Origin of the sequence: Streptomyces sp. NPDC026659 (genome assembly GCF_040638245.1) — a bacterium.
In the GTDB taxonomy this organism is placed as follows: domain Bacteria; phylum Actinomycetota; class Actinomycetes; order Streptomycetales; family Streptomycetaceae; genus Streptomyces.
The window spans coordinates 51,669-67,696 of record NZ_JBEZXY010000010.1 but is presented as its reverse complement, the minus strand read 5'-3'; the positions used below and the strand labels follow the sequence as shown (position 1 = coordinate 67,696).

At 72.4% G+C, this 16,028-nt stretch carries 16 protein-coding genes; 9 read left to right on the top strand and 7 right to left on the bottom strand.

The features are described from left to right. Nucleotides 1-100: 100 nt before the first annotated feature. From AB0E91_RS24375 to AB0E91_RS24350, 6 genes are all read left to right on the top strand, one after another. Entirely contained in the window at nucleotides 101-1,015 is a 915-nt protein-coding gene (locus AB0E91_RS24375; protein ID WP_361785705.1) for a CAP domain-containing protein, read from the top strand. A gap of 142 nt (nucleotides 1,016-1,157) precedes the next feature. Continuing rightward, nucleotides 1,158-1,988, top strand: a complete 831-nt coding sequence (locus tag AB0E91_RS24370) for a serine hydrolase (protein ID WP_361785702.1) — start codon at nucleotides 1,158-1,160, stop codon at nucleotides 1,986-1,988. Nucleotides 1,989-2,103: 115 nt separating this feature from the next. After that, complete coding sequence (locus AB0E91_RS24365; protein ID WP_361785699.1) at nucleotides 2,104-3,180, top strand: NAD(+)/NADH kinase; 1,077 nt, start codon at nucleotides 2,104-2,106, stop codon at nucleotides 3,178-3,180. A 105-nt stretch (nucleotides 3,181-3,285) separates the two neighbouring features. Beyond that, the gene (locus AB0E91_RS24360) at nucleotides 3,286-3,441 is read left to right on the top strand and encodes a DUF6131 family protein (RefSeq protein ID WP_161178559.1); all 156 of its coding nucleotides are present in this window, start codon (nucleotides 3,286-3,288) and stop codon (nucleotides 3,439-3,441) included. A gap of 126 nt (nucleotides 3,442-3,567) precedes the next feature. Continuing rightward, nucleotides 3,568-4,818 carry a cytochrome P450 gene (locus tag AB0E91_RS24355; RefSeq protein WP_361785696.1) on the top strand — a complete coding sequence of 417 codons (1,251 nt, stop codon included), beginning with the start codon at nucleotides 3,568-3,570 and terminating at the stop codon, nucleotides 4,816-4,818. 245 nt (nucleotides 4,819-5,063) lie between these two features. Further along, nucleotides 5,064-5,555 (top strand): peptidylprolyl isomerase, encoded by a 492-nt coding sequence (locus AB0E91_RS24350; RefSeq protein WP_361785693.1) that lies wholly within the window; start codon nucleotides 5,064-5,066, stop codon nucleotides 5,553-5,555. A 58-nt stretch (nucleotides 5,556-5,613) separates the two neighbouring features. Here the strand turns inward: AB0E91_RS24350 and AB0E91_RS24345 are convergent, their stop codons facing one another. The 4 genes from AB0E91_RS24345 to AB0E91_RS24330 all read right to left on the bottom strand — a co-directional run bounded on the left by AB0E91_RS24345 (nucleotide 5,614) and on the right by AB0E91_RS24330 (nucleotide 9,488). Further along, on the bottom strand, nucleotides 5,614-6,438 hold the full coding sequence (locus AB0E91_RS24345) for a class I SAM-dependent methyltransferase (RefSeq protein WP_361785690.1): 825 nt from the start codon (nucleotides 6,436-6,438) through the stop codon (nucleotides 5,614-5,616). Between the two features lie 167 nt (nucleotides 6,439-6,605). Continuing rightward, entirely contained in the window at nucleotides 6,606-7,208 is a 603-nt protein-coding gene (locus AB0E91_RS24340; RefSeq protein WP_361785687.1) for a ScbR family autoregulator-binding transcription factor, read from the bottom strand. 52 nt (nucleotides 7,209-7,260) lie between these two features. Further along, the gene (locus AB0E91_RS24335) at nucleotides 7,261-8,496 is read right to left on the bottom strand and encodes a cytochrome P450 (RefSeq protein ID WP_361785684.1); all 1,236 of its coding nucleotides are present in this window, start codon (nucleotides 8,494-8,496) and stop codon (nucleotides 7,261-7,263) included. Between the two features lie 308 nt (nucleotides 8,497-8,804). Beyond that, complete coding sequence (locus AB0E91_RS24330) at nucleotides 8,805-9,488, bottom strand: ScbR family autoregulator-binding transcription factor (protein WP_361109126.1); 684 nt, start codon at nucleotides 9,486-9,488, stop codon at nucleotides 8,805-8,807. Between the two features lie 384 nt (nucleotides 9,489-9,872). On the opposite strand from AB0E91_RS24330, the gene AB0E91_RS24325 reads away from it, so the two are divergent. Further along, nucleotides 9,873-11,783, top strand: coding sequence for an acyl-CoA dehydrogenase (locus tag AB0E91_RS24325; RefSeq protein WP_361785680.1), 1,911 nt, complete (start codon nucleotides 9,873-9,875; stop codon nucleotides 11,781-11,783). 53 nt (nucleotides 11,784-11,836) lie between these two features. Here AB0E91_RS24325 and AB0E91_RS24320 read toward each other — a convergent pair whose 3' ends face one another. Then, a complete protein-coding gene (locus AB0E91_RS24320) occupies nucleotides 11,837-12,802 on the bottom strand; it encodes a threo-3-hydroxy-L-aspartate ammonia-lyase (protein ID WP_361785677.1) in 966 nt (321 codons plus the stop codon). Nucleotides 12,803-12,876: 74 nt separating this feature from the next. Next, entirely contained in the window at nucleotides 12,877-13,524 is a 648-nt protein-coding gene (locus AB0E91_RS24315; protein ID WP_361785674.1) for a PAS domain-containing protein, read from the bottom strand. 235 nt (nucleotides 13,525-13,759) lie between these two features. Here AB0E91_RS24315 and AB0E91_RS24310 point away from each other — a divergent pair, with 235 nt between their 5' ends. Together AB0E91_RS24310 and AB0E91_RS24305 are read left to right on the top strand one after the other, a co-directional pair. Further along, the gene (locus tag AB0E91_RS24310; protein ID WP_361785671.1) at nucleotides 13,760-14,032 is read left to right on the top strand and encodes a DUF3761 domain-containing protein; all 273 of its coding nucleotides are present in this window, start codon (nucleotides 13,760-13,762) and stop codon (nucleotides 14,030-14,032) included. Between the two features lie 138 nt (nucleotides 14,033-14,170). Next, nucleotides 14,171-15,511 carry an MFS transporter gene (locus AB0E91_RS24305; RefSeq protein WP_361785668.1) on the top strand — a complete coding sequence of 447 codons (1,341 nt, stop codon included), beginning with the start codon at nucleotides 14,171-14,173 and terminating at the stop codon, nucleotides 15,509-15,511. Here the strand turns inward: AB0E91_RS24305 and AB0E91_RS24300 are convergent. Further along, the gene (locus tag AB0E91_RS24300) at nucleotides 15,506-15,973 is read right to left on the bottom strand and encodes a hypothetical protein (protein ID WP_361785665.1); all 468 of its coding nucleotides are present in this window, start codon (nucleotides 15,971-15,973) and stop codon (nucleotides 15,506-15,508) included. The two genes, AB0E91_RS24305 and AB0E91_RS24300, sit on opposite strands and share 6 nt — an antisense overlap. Nucleotides 15,974-16,028: the final 55 nt, after the last annotated feature.

Sequence of the window (16,028 nt, the reverse complement as noted above, 5' to 3'; positions counted from 1 at the left end):
GCTCTTTGCGCAGCCTGTGAACGCCTCCTAAGAATGGCGTCTCGCAGAGCGTCTTCGCAGTTGAGAAGACGAAGTCCGCGCAATGGCAGTGAGGTCACACATGGCAAAGCACCGCAAGCAGCAGCATTACCGGCGGATGGTGATCGCCGCCGTCGCCGTCGGCGCGGTGGGTGTGCCCTCCGCCGCCATGGCCTGCGTCAAGTGGGGCGGCGACGACGCGGGGTCGCAGGCCGGCTCGGCGCCCTACCGCACCGCGTGGGACCGGCAGCAGGACACGGCGGACCAGATCACGCGGAGCTGGGACCACACGAGCCCCGAGGGCCGCAGCGGCAGCCCGGCTCCCGCCGGGGCGACGCCCGAGACCCCGGCCGCGACGCCCTCCGCCCGCGAGCACCACGAGCGCGCCGAGCGCCCGCACACCGCTCCCGCCCGTACCCACGCGGCGCCCCGCCCGAAGGCCACCACCCCGGCGCCCGCGAAGACGGCGACCCCGGCCGTCACGAAGTCCGCCACCCCGGCCGCCGTGAAGACCGCGGTGGAGTCGGCCGCCAGGACCGCGCCCCAGCACGCGCCGAGGCCCGCCCCCAAGCCGGTGACGACGACCCCCGCCGCCACCCCGGCCCCGGCCGCCCCCGCCTCCGGTGCCGTCGCCCAGATCGTGCAGCTGGTCAACGCCGAGCGCGCGAAGGTGGGTTGCAGTCCGCTGACCGTCAACGCCGAGCTGAACAAGGCCGCGCAGGCGCACAGCGACGACATGGCGGCCCACCAGAACATGTCGCACACCGGCTCCGACGGCTCCGACCCGGGCACCCGGATCACCGCCGCCGGGTACCAGTGGAGCGCGTACGGCGAGAACGTCGCGTACGGCTACTCCACCCCGGCCGAGGTCATGGCGGGCTGGATGGCGAGCCCCGGCCACCGCGAGAACATCCTCAACTGCTCCTACAAGGAGATAGGCGTCGGCCTCGCGCAGCCGGGCAGCTACTGGACCCAGGACTTCGGCACCGCCCAGTAAGGACACGCGGCAGGGCCGTGTCGCTCTGGTCACATTTCGCGCGAACCGGGCCCCGGCGTGGCAGCCGTCACGTCGGGGCCGGGGCTTTTCCGTCTAGGTTCGCAGCACCGTGCCCCACCCCCCACCGCGAAGGCCGCTCCCCATGTTCCACCCCCGCACGCACCCGCACCGCTCCCGAAGGACACGGCGCGCCACGGTCACGGGCGCGCTCGCCGCGCTGACGGCTGCACTGGTGACGGCCGGCACGCTCCCGGCCGCCGCCGCGCCCCGCCACGGCTCGGACTTCGCCAAGTCGGTGCACGCCCCGGGCAAGGCCCGCGTCGCCGCCGCCGTACTCGACCTGGACGACCCGCAGCACAGGCCCGAGGTCCACGGCGACGGCGGGACGTTCGACACGGCCAGCATCGTCAAGGTGGACATCCTCGCGGCCGCCCTCCTGCGGGCCCGGGACGCCGGGCACGGGCTGAGCACGGCGGAGCGCGACCGGGCGAAGGCCATGATCGAGCACAGCGACAACGCGGCGGCGAACGCCCTGTGGCGGAGCATCGGACTCGCCCCGGGCCTGAAGGCGGCCAACAAACGGCTCGGACTGACCGAGACCGAGGGCGGTTCAGGACCCCGCTGGGGACTGACCCGCACCACGCCGGGGGACCAGATCCAGCTGCTGCGCGCGGTGTTCGACGACGAGCCCGCCGCGCTCGACAAGACGTCCCGCGCCTACATCCGCTCGCTGATGGGGAACGTGGCCGACGAGCAGTCCTGGGGCGTGTCGGCGGCCGCCGGTTCGGACTGGGCGCTGAAGAACGGCTGGCTCCAGCGGAACACCACCGGACTGTGGGACGTCAACAGCGTCGGCCGGATCGACAGGGGCGGCCACCACTACCTCGTCGCGGTCCTCTCGGACGGCAGCACGTCCATGAAGGACGGCATCGCGCTCGTAGAGCGCGCGGCCCGCGCGGCGGTCGCGGGCTGAGCCCCCGGGGGCCTGTCGCGAAAGCCCCTGGGACGGCCCCGCGTGGCGCGCCGCGCGCCCGTACCGGTTCCCGGCGAGGATGGCCCTCTGGGCGAGCGGCCGGGAGGCGACGGACATGACGGTGAACCGGATCGGCCTGGTCGTCCACGCCGGACGGCCCGCGGCCCTGGCCGCGGCGGACGTCGTGCGCGAGTGGTGCGCCGAGCACACGGTGGGCTGCGCGGACATCGACGTGTGGGGCGACGGCGCGCGGCACAGCGCCCGTGAGGAGGTCACCGCCGCGCACGACCCGGATCTGATCGTCACCCTGGGCGGCGACGGCACCTTCCTGCGCGGTGCGCGCCTCGCGACGGAGGACGACGCCCTGATCCTCGGGGTCGACCTGGGGCGCGTCGGCTTCCTGACCGAGGTGCCCGCACCGGCGGTGCGCGCCGCCCTGGACGCCGTCCGGGAGAACCGGTTCGACGTGGAGAGCCGGATGCTGCTCACCCTGCGTGCCTCGTGCCGCCTCGAAGTGCCGGGGCACATGGAGCCGCTGGTGGGTCACGGGCGCGGCCCGCTGCTCCCGCCGCCGAGGGTGCGCGGGGAGTGCGAGCAGAGCGACGACTGGGGTGTCGCTCTGAACGTCACCGCGCTCAACGACGTGGTCGTGGAGCGGCTGACGCGGGACCGGCAGGTCTCGGTGGGCGTGTACATCGCCGGGCAGCTGCTCGCCTCGTACTCGGCCGACGCGCTGATGGTGGCGACGCCCACGGGCTCGACGGCGTACAGCTTCGCGGCCGGGGGCCCGGTCGTCTCACCGCGCGCGGAGGGGCTGCTGTTCACGCCGGTCGCGCCGCACATGGCGTTCAACCGCTCGGTCCTTGCCGCCCCGGACGAGCCGATCGCGCTGCGCGTCCTGGAGCGCTCGGGACCGGCCGCCGTCAGCATCGACGGCCAGGTGCGCGGGGTGCTCAACCCCGGCGACTGGATCGGGGTGTACGCCGCGTCCCGCAGGCTGCGCGTGGTGCGGCTCGGGCCGATGGACTTCTACGGGCGGCTGCGTGAGCGCATGAACCTCACCGACGCGCCCGCCGCCGTGGCCGACGGCGGGGCCGCTCCGCTGTGGCCGGAGCATACGCCGCCGCCGGGCGACCTCGCCCACCTCGCGCTGCCCACCCGGCCCGAGGACGGGGCGCGGCGGCGGTCCTGACGCACAGTCGTGACGCCCGGCCGGAGAATTCCCGCGCGGGCAGGAGAATGTGCGCGGTTCGGGGGCACCAGGAGAGGCAGGAACTCCTTCACCTGGAGGCAGACCATGATCGCCGTCGGCGTCATCTTGCTCATCATCGGTTTTCTCACCGGGATCTCGATCCTGTGGACCATCGGCATCATCCTCTTGGTGGTGGGTGCCGTGCTGTGGATCCTGGGGTCCACCGGTCACGCGGTCGCCGGCCGTCGTCACTACTGGTGACTCACTCGCCGGACTTGGTGACTCCCGCGCCGGACGCGTCCGGCGTGCGGGCTCCGCGGGGCTGAGGCAGGCTTCGGGGCAGAGTTCGCACCGCCGGGCAGACCGGCAACCTGGGAGTGATGCGCCATGCCCTTCGACTCCACGTCCACGCCGGACGCCGCGCCCGCCTCTCCCCCGCCCCCGCCGCCGGTACGGCCGTGGACCGTCGAGGACCTGCCCGCGCTCGACCCCGACCCGTTCTTCGACGAACTGCTGCGGGACGAGCCCATCACCCGCGTCAGCCTGCCGTACGGCGACGGGCACGCCTGGCTGGTGACCCGGTACGAGGACGTCCGCGCGGTCACCTCCGACCCCCGCTTCTCCCGCGCCGAGCTGGTCGGGCGCTCGGTGACCAGCATGGCCCCGCAGGCGGTCGCCTCGCAGACGGCGGGGCTGCAGTACATCGACCCGCCCCGGCACACGGTGCTGCGGCGGGTCGTGGCGCGTGCGTTCACCGCGCGGAGCATGGCGCGGCTGCGGCCCGTGGCGGAACGCATCGCCCACCGGGCGCTGGACGGCATGGAGCAGGCGGGCCCGCCCGGCGACCTCATGGAGCATCTGTACACGCCGTTCCCGATCGCCGTGGTCTGCGCGTTCCTGGGCGCCGACGAGGACGACTGGCGGGCCTGGGCGGGCCATTCCGAGGCGCTGCTGTCCAAGGCCGCGGCCGGCGAGGACCGCAACAAGCAGGCCCGGGCGACGACGCGCGGCCGGGTCGTGGACCTGCTGCGCCGCCGCCGCGAGGAGCCGCGCGACGACCTCGCCGGGGTGCTGGCGGCCGCCGCGGCGACCGGTGAGATCACCGACGACGAGGCTGTCTCGCTGGCCATGGCCGTCTACGTCAGCGGCGGTCACGCGGTGCGCAACAACAGCGGGTCGATGATGTACGCGCTGCTCACCCATCCGGAGCAGTTCGCACGGCTGCGGCGCGAGCCGGAGCTGCTGCCGAGGGCGGTGGAGGAGCTCTTCCGCTTCGTCCCGCACCGCAACGGCGTGGGCATCCCCCGCATCGCCACCGAGGACGTGGAGATCGGCGGCCATCTGATCCGCAAGGGAGAGGCCGTCTACAACGCCTACGTCGCCGCCAACCGCGACCCCGAGGCGTTCCCCGACCCGGACGCGCTCGACTTCGACCGCACCGGCCCCGGACACGTCGCCTTCGGCCACGGGCCGCATTTCTGTCTGGCCGCGCTGATGGCCCGGATGGAGGCGGAGGTGCTGATCGGCTCCGTGCTGGAACGCTTCCCCGCGCTGCGGCTGGCGGTGCCGCCCGGGGAGGTCGAGTTCCAGCGCGACGGACTGATCCGGGGGCCGAGGACGCTGCCGGTCACTTGGTAGGTCAGTTGTTCGGCGGATCGCGAGCGCGGGGCAAGGGGTGACATGATTCACAGGTGCGCAGATAACGGGCACCGAGGTCCGTCAACGCGGCTCTCCGGTGAGGCCATTGAGTCCCACCGACACCCCCGTTAACGATTGCAATCGAAAATACCCAGGCGGTTGTGCGTAAAGGATCACACTCCTGACAGCACTCGGAACCGGGCGTCGGTGAACGCCGCGCGCCCCACGACGGTAGGTTGATCTCCATGAGCGACAACGTTTACTTCGACGTCAACATCGACGACCAGCCGGCCGGCCGGATCGTCTTCCGCCTCTACGACGACGTGGTCCCCAAGACCGCCAAGAACTTCCGCGAGCTGGCCACCGGTGAGCACGGCTTCGGCTACGCCGGTTCCCCGTTCCACCGCGTCATCCCGCAGTTCATGCTGCAGGGCGGCGACTTCACCCGGGGCAACGGCACCGGCGGCAAGAGCATCTACGGCGAGAAGTTCGCGGACGAGAACTTCTCCCGCAAGCACGACCGCCCGTACCTGCTGAGCATGGCGAACGCGGGCCCGAACACCAACGGCTCGCAGTTCTTCATCACCACCGTCGTCACCCCGTGGCTCGACGGCAAGCACGTCGTCTTCGGCGAGGTCGTCGAGGGCCAGGACATCGTGGACAGGATCGAGGGCCTGGGCAGCGACAGCGGCGCCACCCGGGGCAAGATCACCGTCGCCGAGAGCGGCACGGTCTGACGGCACCCGCCGACCCACCGCGCCGTGTCCCCGCTCCGGGGGCACGGCGACGCCGGGTTCACGGGGTGCGCCACACGAACACCTCGGTATCGGGCGCCCGTTCCGCGAAACACCCCTCCGGCGAGCACGCCCGCAACAACTCCCGCAGCTCCGCCTCGAATTCGTCCACCCGGTGCCCGAACAGCCCCGGCGCCGACGAGGACAGCGAGAACACCCGGGCGACGACGTCGTCCTCGCCGCGCTCCAACTCCCCGGCACCGGGCACGACATACCGCTCGGGCCCGAGGAACCCCGCCTCACGGAAGACCTTCGCCTCTCCCCCGGGCGTGCCGCGCGGCAACAGCCCCCGGCCCGCGCGCCGTACGGGCCCGAGGTACTCCTTCACCAGCCGCGCGACATCCCCGTACGGGACACGCGGCCACCGCGTCTCCCCGGCGGCCTCCCCGCCCTTGAGATCCGCGACGTGCACCAGCGCTCCGCCCGGCCGGAGCAGCTCCCGGACCGTCGCCGCGACCGAGGGACGGTCCATCCAGTGGAACGACTGCCCGAAGACCGCCACGTCGAAGGTGCCCAGTCCGGCGGGCAGTTCCTCGGCCCGTGCCCGCAGCCAGACCGTCCTGTCGGCCGCGACGGACAGCCGGCGCGCCTCCTCGATCATCCCGGGGTCGGGGTCCACGCCGACCGTCTCCGCGAACAGGGGCGCGAGCCGCAGGGCCAGCGTGCCGGGGCCGCAGCCCAGGTCCAGCAGTCGGCCGGTGCCGTCCAGGCGCAGCGCGCGGGCCAGCACGGGTGCCAGCTCGGGGGCGTACGGCAGGCGCCCGCGCGTGTAGTGCGCGGCCGTGCCCGCGAACAGGGTCTCGTCCCACGTCCAGCCGTCGGGCACGGCTCACCTCCCGGAATTCGTAGGATAAGCTTGCTCATGAGCGAGGCACCCAAGTGCGGGTGACGCGCCGTGCGTTGGTGGTCCAAGGAAAGACGTCCCGCTTCCTGCGGGAAAATGCAGGTGCAAGGCCTGCCCGGCGCTCCATCGAAGGCCCCGTCCCTGGGAAGTCAGGGGCGGGGTTCTTTCGTGGGCGGGCGGGAGGCCAGGCAGGGCAGGAGCAGGGTCCAGAAGCGGTCCATCCGCTCGCGGGACAGCCAGTCGCGGTCCCGGCTGCCCAGCGTCTCGAACCCTGCTGTGGCGGCGACGACCGCCACCACGGCGCCCTCGGAGCAGACGCCGTCGGCCAGTTCGCCCGCCGCCTCGGCCCGGCCTACCGTCTCGCGCACCCACGCCTGCCACCAGTCGAGCAGTCCGGCCCGGTGCCGCCGCGCGGGGTCGCCGCCGAGCCGGAAGCCCGCCGAGGTCACGGGGTCGGCGGCGAGGGTGACCGCGAGCTGACGGGTGGCGGTGACGAGCGCCCCGAGCGCGCTGCCCTCGGAGCGCCCGCAGCGCCCGGCCAGTTCCCGTACCGTACGGGCCGCCACCCGCTCGACCTCGCCGGCCAGGGCGTCCTTGTCCGGGAAATGAAAGTGCAGCGCACCCGTGCTCACCCCGGCCCGCGCGCTGATCGCGGGTAAGGAGGCACGGGCGTACCCGTGGGCGGCGAAGAGTTCCGCCGCCGCGTGGACGAGGGCCTGCCGGGTCCGGACGGCCCGTTCCTGCGTGACCATGGCGCTCCCCCTTCGGGGCCCGTTCCGGGAACGGGCCCGCGCCGTACGCCGGTCAGGCGTCCGTCGGACGCAGCAGCACCGGCAGCGAGCGGAATCCGTTGAGCATGAAGGTGGGCAGCGGCTGCAACTCCTCGGGCGCGCAGGCCAGTCGTACGTCAGGGAAGAGCCCGAAGAGCTTCGCGAGCGCGGAGGCGGCCTCGATCTCGCCGAGCGGGGCGCCCAGGCAGCGGTGCGGACCGTGGCCGAAGCCGAGGATGTCGCGCTTGGTGCGCAGCACGTCGAAGCCGCTCGCGTCCGGCCCGTGCCGGTCGGTCTCGTGGCCGCCCGCCGCGAAGTCGACGAGGATGCAGTCGCCCTTGCGGATGGTCACGCCGTCCAGGTCGATGTCCTCGACGGCGAACCGCAGCGGCGAGTACGCGCCGGGCGTGTGCACCCGCATCGCCTCGGAGACCACGTCGGCCCAGGTCGCCCGCCCCTCCCGGACGTGCTCCAGCTGCTCGGGGTGGGTGAGCAGGGCGCCGGCCGCGTTGGTGATGAGGGTGGCGGTGGTGTCCTGGCCCGCTGCGATGAACATGAAGAGGGAGCCGAGCAGTTCCTCCTCGGTGAGCCGGTCGCCGTTGTCACGGGCGGCGATCAGGGAACTGGTGAGGTCGTCCCCGGGCCGCTCCCGCTTGACCGCCACCAGCTTGGCCAGCAGGCCGAACGCCTGGAGCCGGGCGGCCTCCATCTCGGCGGCCGGGGTCGTGGAGCTGAACACGGTGCTGAGCGCGTCCGAGAGCGCGTCGGTGTCGGCGCCGCGCGGCACCCCGAACAGCTCGCAGATGACGCGCAGCGGCAGCACCTCGGCGTAGTCGGTGCGCAGGTCGACCGGGGTGCCGGGGGCCACGGCGGCGAGGCTGTCGAGGAGTTCGGCGGAGAGTTCCTCGACACGTGGGCGCAGCGCCTCGGAGCGGCGGAGGGTGAAGGCGCCCGCGACGAGCCTGCGCAGCCGGGAGTGGTGTTCCCCGTAGGCGAAGAGCATGTTCTCGTTGGCCACCCAGGGGTACAGCGGCCAGTCCTCGGTGATCTTCCCCTCGATGAACGCGGGCCAGTGCAGCCGGGCGCTGCGCGAGACGCGGGGGTCGGCCAGCAGCCGTTCCACGTACGCCTGTTGCACGACGGCCCAGGCGATCACGCCGCCGGGCAGTTCGACGGGGACGGCGGGGCCCTGTCCGCGCAGCCGGGCGGCCTCGCCCTGGTGGTCGCGGCCGGTGATGTCCAAGACGTAGGGGCAGGCGGTCGTCTCCATCGGTGTCCTCCCTGGTTCGGTCCTGCGCTCACGTGGTCGTGCTGCGGTGCCGTCCGGCGGGAGGTTCCCGGCGTCCGGGCGGGTCCGTGGGTCCGTGGGTAGAGGGGTTGCGGAGGGGTACTGGCCGTCCGGGCGGGGTCCGGGCACGGCCGGGCCGCGGTGCGGCTCCTGGTCGGGTCGGCCGGCTGCCGGTCGGACGACCCGCTGGGCCGACCGCCTGGCCACCGGTCGAGGGCGGCTACCGGTGGGGGCGGTCCGGGCACCGGCCGGGCGGCGGTCCGGTCCCCGCGCCCCGCCGCTCCCGGCGCTCAGCCGGTGACGCCGGGCTCCTCTGCCTCCCGGCGCAGGGCCAGCGCCTCGGCGTGGACCCGGGCGCCCCGGTCCAGGCCCATGTCGAGGCGGACGAGGACGGCGGGGACCGCGATGCTGGTCATCAGATGCCGGTAGAGGTCGACCACGCGCTCCATGAGGTCCGTGTGGTCGTTCATGATCTTGGAGAGCACCTGGGCGCCGGTGAAGGCGGCGACGAACGCCTTGGCGGCGGCCTCGACGTCGACGTGCGGCAGGAGTTCGCCGCTCGCCTTCGCCCGTGCCAGGAGTTTGGCGTTGTGGTCGATCCAGGAGGCCATGGGAACCCGTCGGTCCAGTCCGTCCTGGGGCGAGCCCTGGTCCACGGTGAGCCGGACGCTGCCGCGCACCAGCGGGTCGCCCTCGCCGAGCAGATGGGCGAGGAGGAAGCCCGCGTCCAGCCCCTCCTGGAGGACCAGTTCGCGCGGCGGGGTGTCCGGCACCGAGGTGAGCTGGTCGGTCAGCACGGCCTGGGCGAGCTGTTCCTTGGAGGCGAAGTGGAAGTAGAGGGCGCCCTTGGTGACGTTGGCCCGTTGCAGGATCTCGGAGATCGTCGCGGCCTCGTACCCCACGTCGGCGAACACGTCGGCGGCTGCCACCAGGATGTTGCGCCTTGTCCTGATCGCACGTTCCTGCAGCGCCACGGCACACCCTCCGCACTGGCTTCACGGCCCGGTCGGTGACGGAAAGAGACCGGCGGGTACGCATCCTGCCACCCGGCAAGTCGCCCTTTCAAGCGTGCGCTCGCCCTCACGTACGAGCGCCCGGGCCCCTCACCGCCGGCCACGATAAGACGTGCCGCCCGGTATCACAACGCCTTCGGACCGATCGGAGGCGTTGCGGGAAGGGTGCCCCATCCCTGCAAAAGCCGTTCAGTTTCGGTCAGTTGACGAACTGAAAGCGCCCACATTACGCAACCATGCGGTGACCGATTGACAGAGTCGTGCTTGATAAGCAAACCGGAAGGTCCGTATCTTCTGACACTGCGCATCCCTTCCTGCCGGATCTGCGACCACGGGAGCGGGCCCATGACTCTTCTGACACCTCAGGTAGAACTCCCCTCGGCACCCGGGAACGACGACGACGAGCGCGACAAGTCCCCCCTCCCTTCGTCCGGTTCGGTGCCGTCCCGGGCGGCCGTGGCGGAGCTGACCCGGCTCCTGTTCGACGGCGGAGCGCGCGAGCGCGGGCACGGCCGCTGGCGCGAGCTCATCGCGCGGGACACCTTCCGCCACCGCCCGGGCCTCGGTGCCGACGAGCGCGCCGAACTCTCCTACGCCTGGCTGCGGCTGGTGAACGACACCGCCGGGGCGCCGGAACGGCTCGCCGACGATCCGGCGGAACTCGCGGCCCTGCACGAGTGGGCGGCCATCGTGGACGGTGGCGGCGGCCTGTGCACGGTGGCGAGCATCCACTACAACCTGTTCCTCGGCAGCCTGCTCGACCACGACGGCGGCCGCGACCTCTCCGACTTCACCTCGCTCCGCCGCGTCGGCACGTTCCTGTGCACGGAGCTGGAGCACGGCAACGACGCCTCGGCCCTGGAGACGACCGCCGAACTCGACCCGGAGACCGGCGGGTTCGTTCTGCACACCCCGCACCCGGGCGCCCGGAAGTTCATGCCCAACACGAGTCTGACCGGCGGCCCCAAGAGTGCGGTGGTCGCCGCCCGCCTGCTGGTGGACGGCCGGGACGAGGGCGTCTTCCTCTTCCTGACCCCGCTGAGCGACGAGAACGGTCTGCGGCCGGGCGTCCATGTGCGCAGGCTGCCCATGCGCACCGGCGCGCCCGTGGACCACTGCGTGACGTCCTTCGACCGGGTGCCGCTGCCCCGCTCGGCGCTGCTGGAGTCCGCGCACGGCCGCCTGGACGCCGAGGGCACGCTGCACAGTGAACTCGGCAACCGGCGCAAGCGGTTCCTGCGCTCCATCGGCCGGGTCACCATGGGCAAGCTGTGCATGAGCGGCGCGGCGATCGGCGCCACCCGGGCCGCGCTCGCCATAGCCGTGCGCTACGGCGGCCACCGGCAGGTCAGCGGGCCGCGCGCGGGCGAGCGCATCCCCGTGAACGCCCACCGCTCCCACCACGGGCCGCTGTTGAAGGGCCTGGCGACCTCGTACGCCATGACCTTCCTGCACCGCAGGGCACTTGACGGCTGGACCGCGCACCGCACGGACCCGGACACCGAACGGCAGGCGGAGGCCGAGCGGTTGGTGGCCGTCGCCAAGAGCTGGATCACCTGGCAGGCGCGGGAGGTCACCGTCGAGTGCCGTGAACGCTGCGGCGCCCAGGCGCTGTTCGCGGCCAACGGGCTGTCCGAGTTCCCGCAGTACATCGAGGGCACCGTCACCGCCGAGGGCGACAACACGGTGATCTGGGTGAAGGCGGCCGCCGAGATGCTGTTCGCCGAACAGCCGCCCCTGGGCCCCCTCCACTCCCCCGCCGGTACGGCCCAGTTGACCGACCCCCGGCATCTGCGGGAGTTGCTGGCCCGGGCGGAGTCGATCTGGCGGGACCGGGCGCGGACCCGGCTGCGGCGGGGGCCGTCCGGTGATCCCGTCGCCCGCTGGAACGGCGCCTCCTCGGCGGCGCTGGAGATGGTCGCGGCACACGCCCTGCTGCGGGCGGCCGACGCCTTCCTGGACGCGGCCGACCGGGCGGCGGAGCCGGGGGCACGGGCCCTCCTTGGACGGCTGTGCCTGCTGTTCCTGCTCCAGGAGACGAGCGCCCGCAGCGGCGACCTGCTGGCGCACGGGCACCTCTCCCCCGAACAGGTCTGCGGTCTGCCCGAGTTGGTGGACGACGTGCTGCGCGAGCTGGCCCCACACATGGCCGCCCTGGTGGAGGCGTTCGACCTGCCGGCGGCCTTCCTGGACGGGGTGCCGCTGGCCAACTCGGGCAGTGTGTCGCTCGCGGACTACGCGCTGCCGGCCGAGTAGCGCGTACGGCCTCTCCGGGCGCGGGCTGGTGACCGCGCCCGGAACCGGCGTCGTCAGCCGACGAGTTCGGTGAACCTGCGGGTGTCGATGTTGCCGCCCGAGGCGATGACGCCGACGCGGCGCGGGAGGTTCTCGACGCGCCCGGAGAGGAGGGCGGCCAGGCCGGTGGCACCGCTCGGTTCGAGGACGATCTTCAGTCGCTCGAAGGCGAACCGCATCGCCTCCACGATCTCCTCGTCGCTGACCAGGGCGATGGCGTCCACCAGCCGCCGGTTGATCGCGAAGGTGATCTCGCCGGGCGAGGGAACCACCTGGCCGTCGGCGATGGAGCGCGGTACCGGGATGGTGACGCGTTCGCCGGTGTCGAGGGAGCGCTTGGTGTCGTCGCCCTCCTCGGGCTCGACGCCGACGATCCGGATGTCCGGCTGGAGGGCCTTCGCGGCGGTGGCGCTGCCCGCGATGAGGCCGCCGCCGCCGACGGGCACGACGAGCGCGTCGAGTTCGCCGGTGTCCTCCAGGAGTTCGAGCGCGGCGGTGCCCTGTCCGGCGATGACGTCCGGGTGGTCGTAGGGCGGGATCAGAGCGAGGCCCCGCTCCTCGGCGAGATCGGTGCCCAGCGCGTTGCGTTCCTGGGTGTAGCGGTCGTAGGTGACGACCTCGGCGCCGTAGCCGAGGGTGGCCTCCAGCTTGGAGCGGGGCGCGTCCTCGGGCATGAGGATGACGGCGGTGGTGCCGAGTTCACGCGCGGCCAGCGCGACGGCCTGGGCGTGGTTGCCGGAGGAGAACGCGGCGATCCCCTTGGCCAGTTGGTCCGGGGTGAGCCGGGCGGCGGCGTTGTAGGCGCCCCGGAACTTGAAGGCGCCGACCCGCTGGAAGTTCTCGCACTTGACGAACACCTCCGCCCCGACACGGGCGTTGAGGGTGCGCGAGGTGAGCACCGGGGTGCGGTGGGCGATGCCCTTGAGGCGCGCGGCGGCGGCCCGGACGTCGTCGAGGGTGAGGGAGGGTACGGCGGCCATGGTGGGTTCCCTGGGGTGATCGGCGGTACGGGTGGGCTCGAACGGGCCTGTCGTCCGGCGTGGTCGCGGACGGTTCATCCGGCGTAGTTGTAGACGGTCGCCCGGGAGACCCCGAGCAGGTCCGCGATGGTCCGGGCGGCGTCCCGCGAGGCGAAGTAGCCGTCCTGGTGGAGTCGGCGCACCAGTTCCCTCTTGTCGTCGCGGCTCAGGGATCGCGGAGTGGCGCCGCGCCGGGCGGCGTGGGACTCGACGGCGGCGCGCAGTTCGCGGGCGGTGCGGTCGCCGAGCGACTCCGGTGGCTCGTCGGGGTGTTCGGTGCCGGTGGCGACGAGACGGCCGAGGGTGAGGGCGACCGGGGAGAGCACGGAGACGTCGAGGTTGAGGCAGAGCGCGGCGACGTAGTCACCGGCACGGTTCTTGATGCCGATGGAGGTGCTCTTGGCGGGGCGGCCGTCGGGGAAGCGGTTGGGGTAGTTCTGGACGACGCCGGGGTAGCGCGGGTCGGCGATGCGGGCGAGGCCCAACTCGGTGGCGGCGTCGCCCACTTGACGTCCGGAGAGGTTGTTCTCTATCGCGCGGATCGCGTGGTCGGGATCGCGCAGGTCGTGCAGCACCACTTCGCACAGCCCGGGGAACATCCGGCCGAGAGCCACGGCGATCTTCTCGGCCTCCCGGATCAGATGTTCGTCCGCGTCGCGCTCCCCGGGATCGGGGTGTTCCATGAACGTCCTCCGTTCGCACGGTGGTTGGCGACTCCGGCGACCAGCACTTCTGGACCAGAATTCCAGTTCTGGACAATACATCCGGGCACCGCGCCGCACCACGGTTTCGCGCGACCCTTCCCTCACGCACGCCCTCCCTGGCACACCTCGTTCCTCGCCCAACTCGCAGACCATGTGAAGAAACTGGGATACGATCTTCACGCGAAACACACAATCGATCTCAGGGGGGATTCCTTTGCGCGCACGCCTCGCCGCCACGGCCGTGGCCGTCGCTCTCGCCGGTGCCTTCTTCAGCGCCCCGTCCGCGTCCGCCGCGACGGCGCTGCCGGCCAAGAACACGGCCCACCACTGTGTGCGTCACACCACCGGCCTGTGCGGCTGGACGCACCACCAGAAGCCGAAGGACAAGTACGAGACGGCGAAGTGCAAGGACGCCTCGGTGTCGTACTCGAAGCACTCCCAGGGCACCTGCTCGCACCACCACGGTGTGAAGTACTGGTTCAAGTAGGCCGACCCCGGGGGCCGTCACGGGGGTGACGGCCCCTTGTGCGGGTGGGGCCGGTGACTCATGATCGGGCGGACCCGTGTCCCGGCGGAACGGCAGGTGTGCCGTGCCTCCGGGACTTCGCCGTCCCCTGGAGCCGCCATGACACCCCCCACGGCCGTACCGTCCACGGACTCCCCCGGCAGCCGCCGTCTCGCCCTCGTCGGCGGATCGCTCGGCAATCTCGTCGAGTGGTACGACTGGTTCGTCTACGCCAGTTTCGCGATCTACTTCGCCGACTCCTTCTTCCCGGGCGACAATCCGACCACCCAACTGCTCAACACGGCGGGCATCTTCGCCGTCGGCTTCCTGATGCGCCCGGTCGGCGGGTGGATCCTCGGGCGGGCCGCCGACCGGCACGGCCGCAAGAGCGCGCTGACCCTGACCGTCACGATGATGTCGGTGGCCGCGCTGCTCATCGCCGTGGCCCCCACCTACGGCCAGGTCGGCTACTTCGGCGCCCTCGTCCTCCTGCTCGCCCGGCTGCTCCAGGGGCTCAGCATCGGCGGCGAGTACGCGGCCAGCGCCACCTATCTCACCGAGGCGTCCGCCCGCAACCGGCGCGGGCTCGGCTCCTCCTTCCAGTACGTGTCGATGACCTGCGGCCAGCTCCTTGGCCTCGCCATCCTGATCACGCTGCAACACACGCTGACCGAGGACCAGTTGAAGAGCTGGGGCTGGCGACTGCCGTTCGTGCTCGGCGCGGTGTTCGCCCTGGTGGTGTTCTGGCTGCGGCGGCGGCTGACGGAGACGGCGGCGTTCACCGAGGAGGCCGCCGACGAGGACACGCGGACCGCGCGCGGCACGCTCGCCGCGCTGTGGGAGCACCGGCGCCAGGCGGGCCTGGTCATGGCGCTCACCCTGGGCGGCACGGTGGCGTACTACACGTACACCACCTACCTCACGAAGTACCTCATCGGCAGCGCGGGCATGAGCAAGTCGACGGCCACGCTGGTGAGTTTCACCGCGCTCACCGTGTTCGCCCTGCTCCAGCCGCTGGCCGGGATGCTCTCCGACCGGATCGGCCGCAGGCCGCTGCTGATCACCTTCGCGGTGGGCTGCACGGTGGGCACGTACCCCATCATGACCGCGCTCGGCTCGGCGTCCTCCTTCTGGTCGGCGCTGGGGCTGTCCCTGATCGCCCTGGTGATCGTCACCGGCTACACCTCGATCAACGCGGCGGTGAAGGCCGAGCTGTTCCCCACCCGCGTCCGCGCCCTCGGTGTCGCCCTCCCCTACGCCGTCGCCAACGCCCTCTTCGGCGGCACGGCCGAATACGTCGCCCTGTGGTTCAAGGACGCCGGCCACGAGCGCCTCTTCTTCTGGTACGTCTCCGGCTGCGCGCTCGTCTCCCTGGTGACGTACGTCCTGATGCCGGACACCCGGGACGCGGCGCTGAGCAAGGCGGAGGCACAGCCGGGCGAGAAGGTCCCCGCTCTATAGCTGGTGTATCCAGGCGATCACGAACCCGACCGCCCCGGCCGACAGCAGCAGCGCGGCGGGCAGCGCCCAGGCCCCGGTTCGTTCACCCCGGACGAACCGGGCGCCCAGGCGGTCGTCCAGATCGGCGATGAACCACAGCAGGCCCAGGCCCCCGGCCACGACAGGAAGGCTGGCCAGGAAGTGCACCAGCCAGGCCCCGGCGAGCGTCGGACCACCCCACGAGTGGTCGTACGGCCCCTGGTCGACGAAGCCGTAGAACGCACCGCGCGCGATGACCAGCAGTTCCATGCCGACGAGCACGAACGCGACGGCGCCGAGCAGGATGCCCGTCCCCGCGTGGAGCAGCCTGCGTAAGCGGTGGGGGGTGTGACCCTTCAGCGCGGTGCCGGAGCGGGCCACACTGACCGGAAGGAGCGCCGCGGCCCGGAGGATGTCGGTGGCGATTGGCTTGATCGATGTCATGCCAGGACGCTAGGCCGCCGGGCCGGGGCACTGCCTCGTACGGGGGCACGATCGC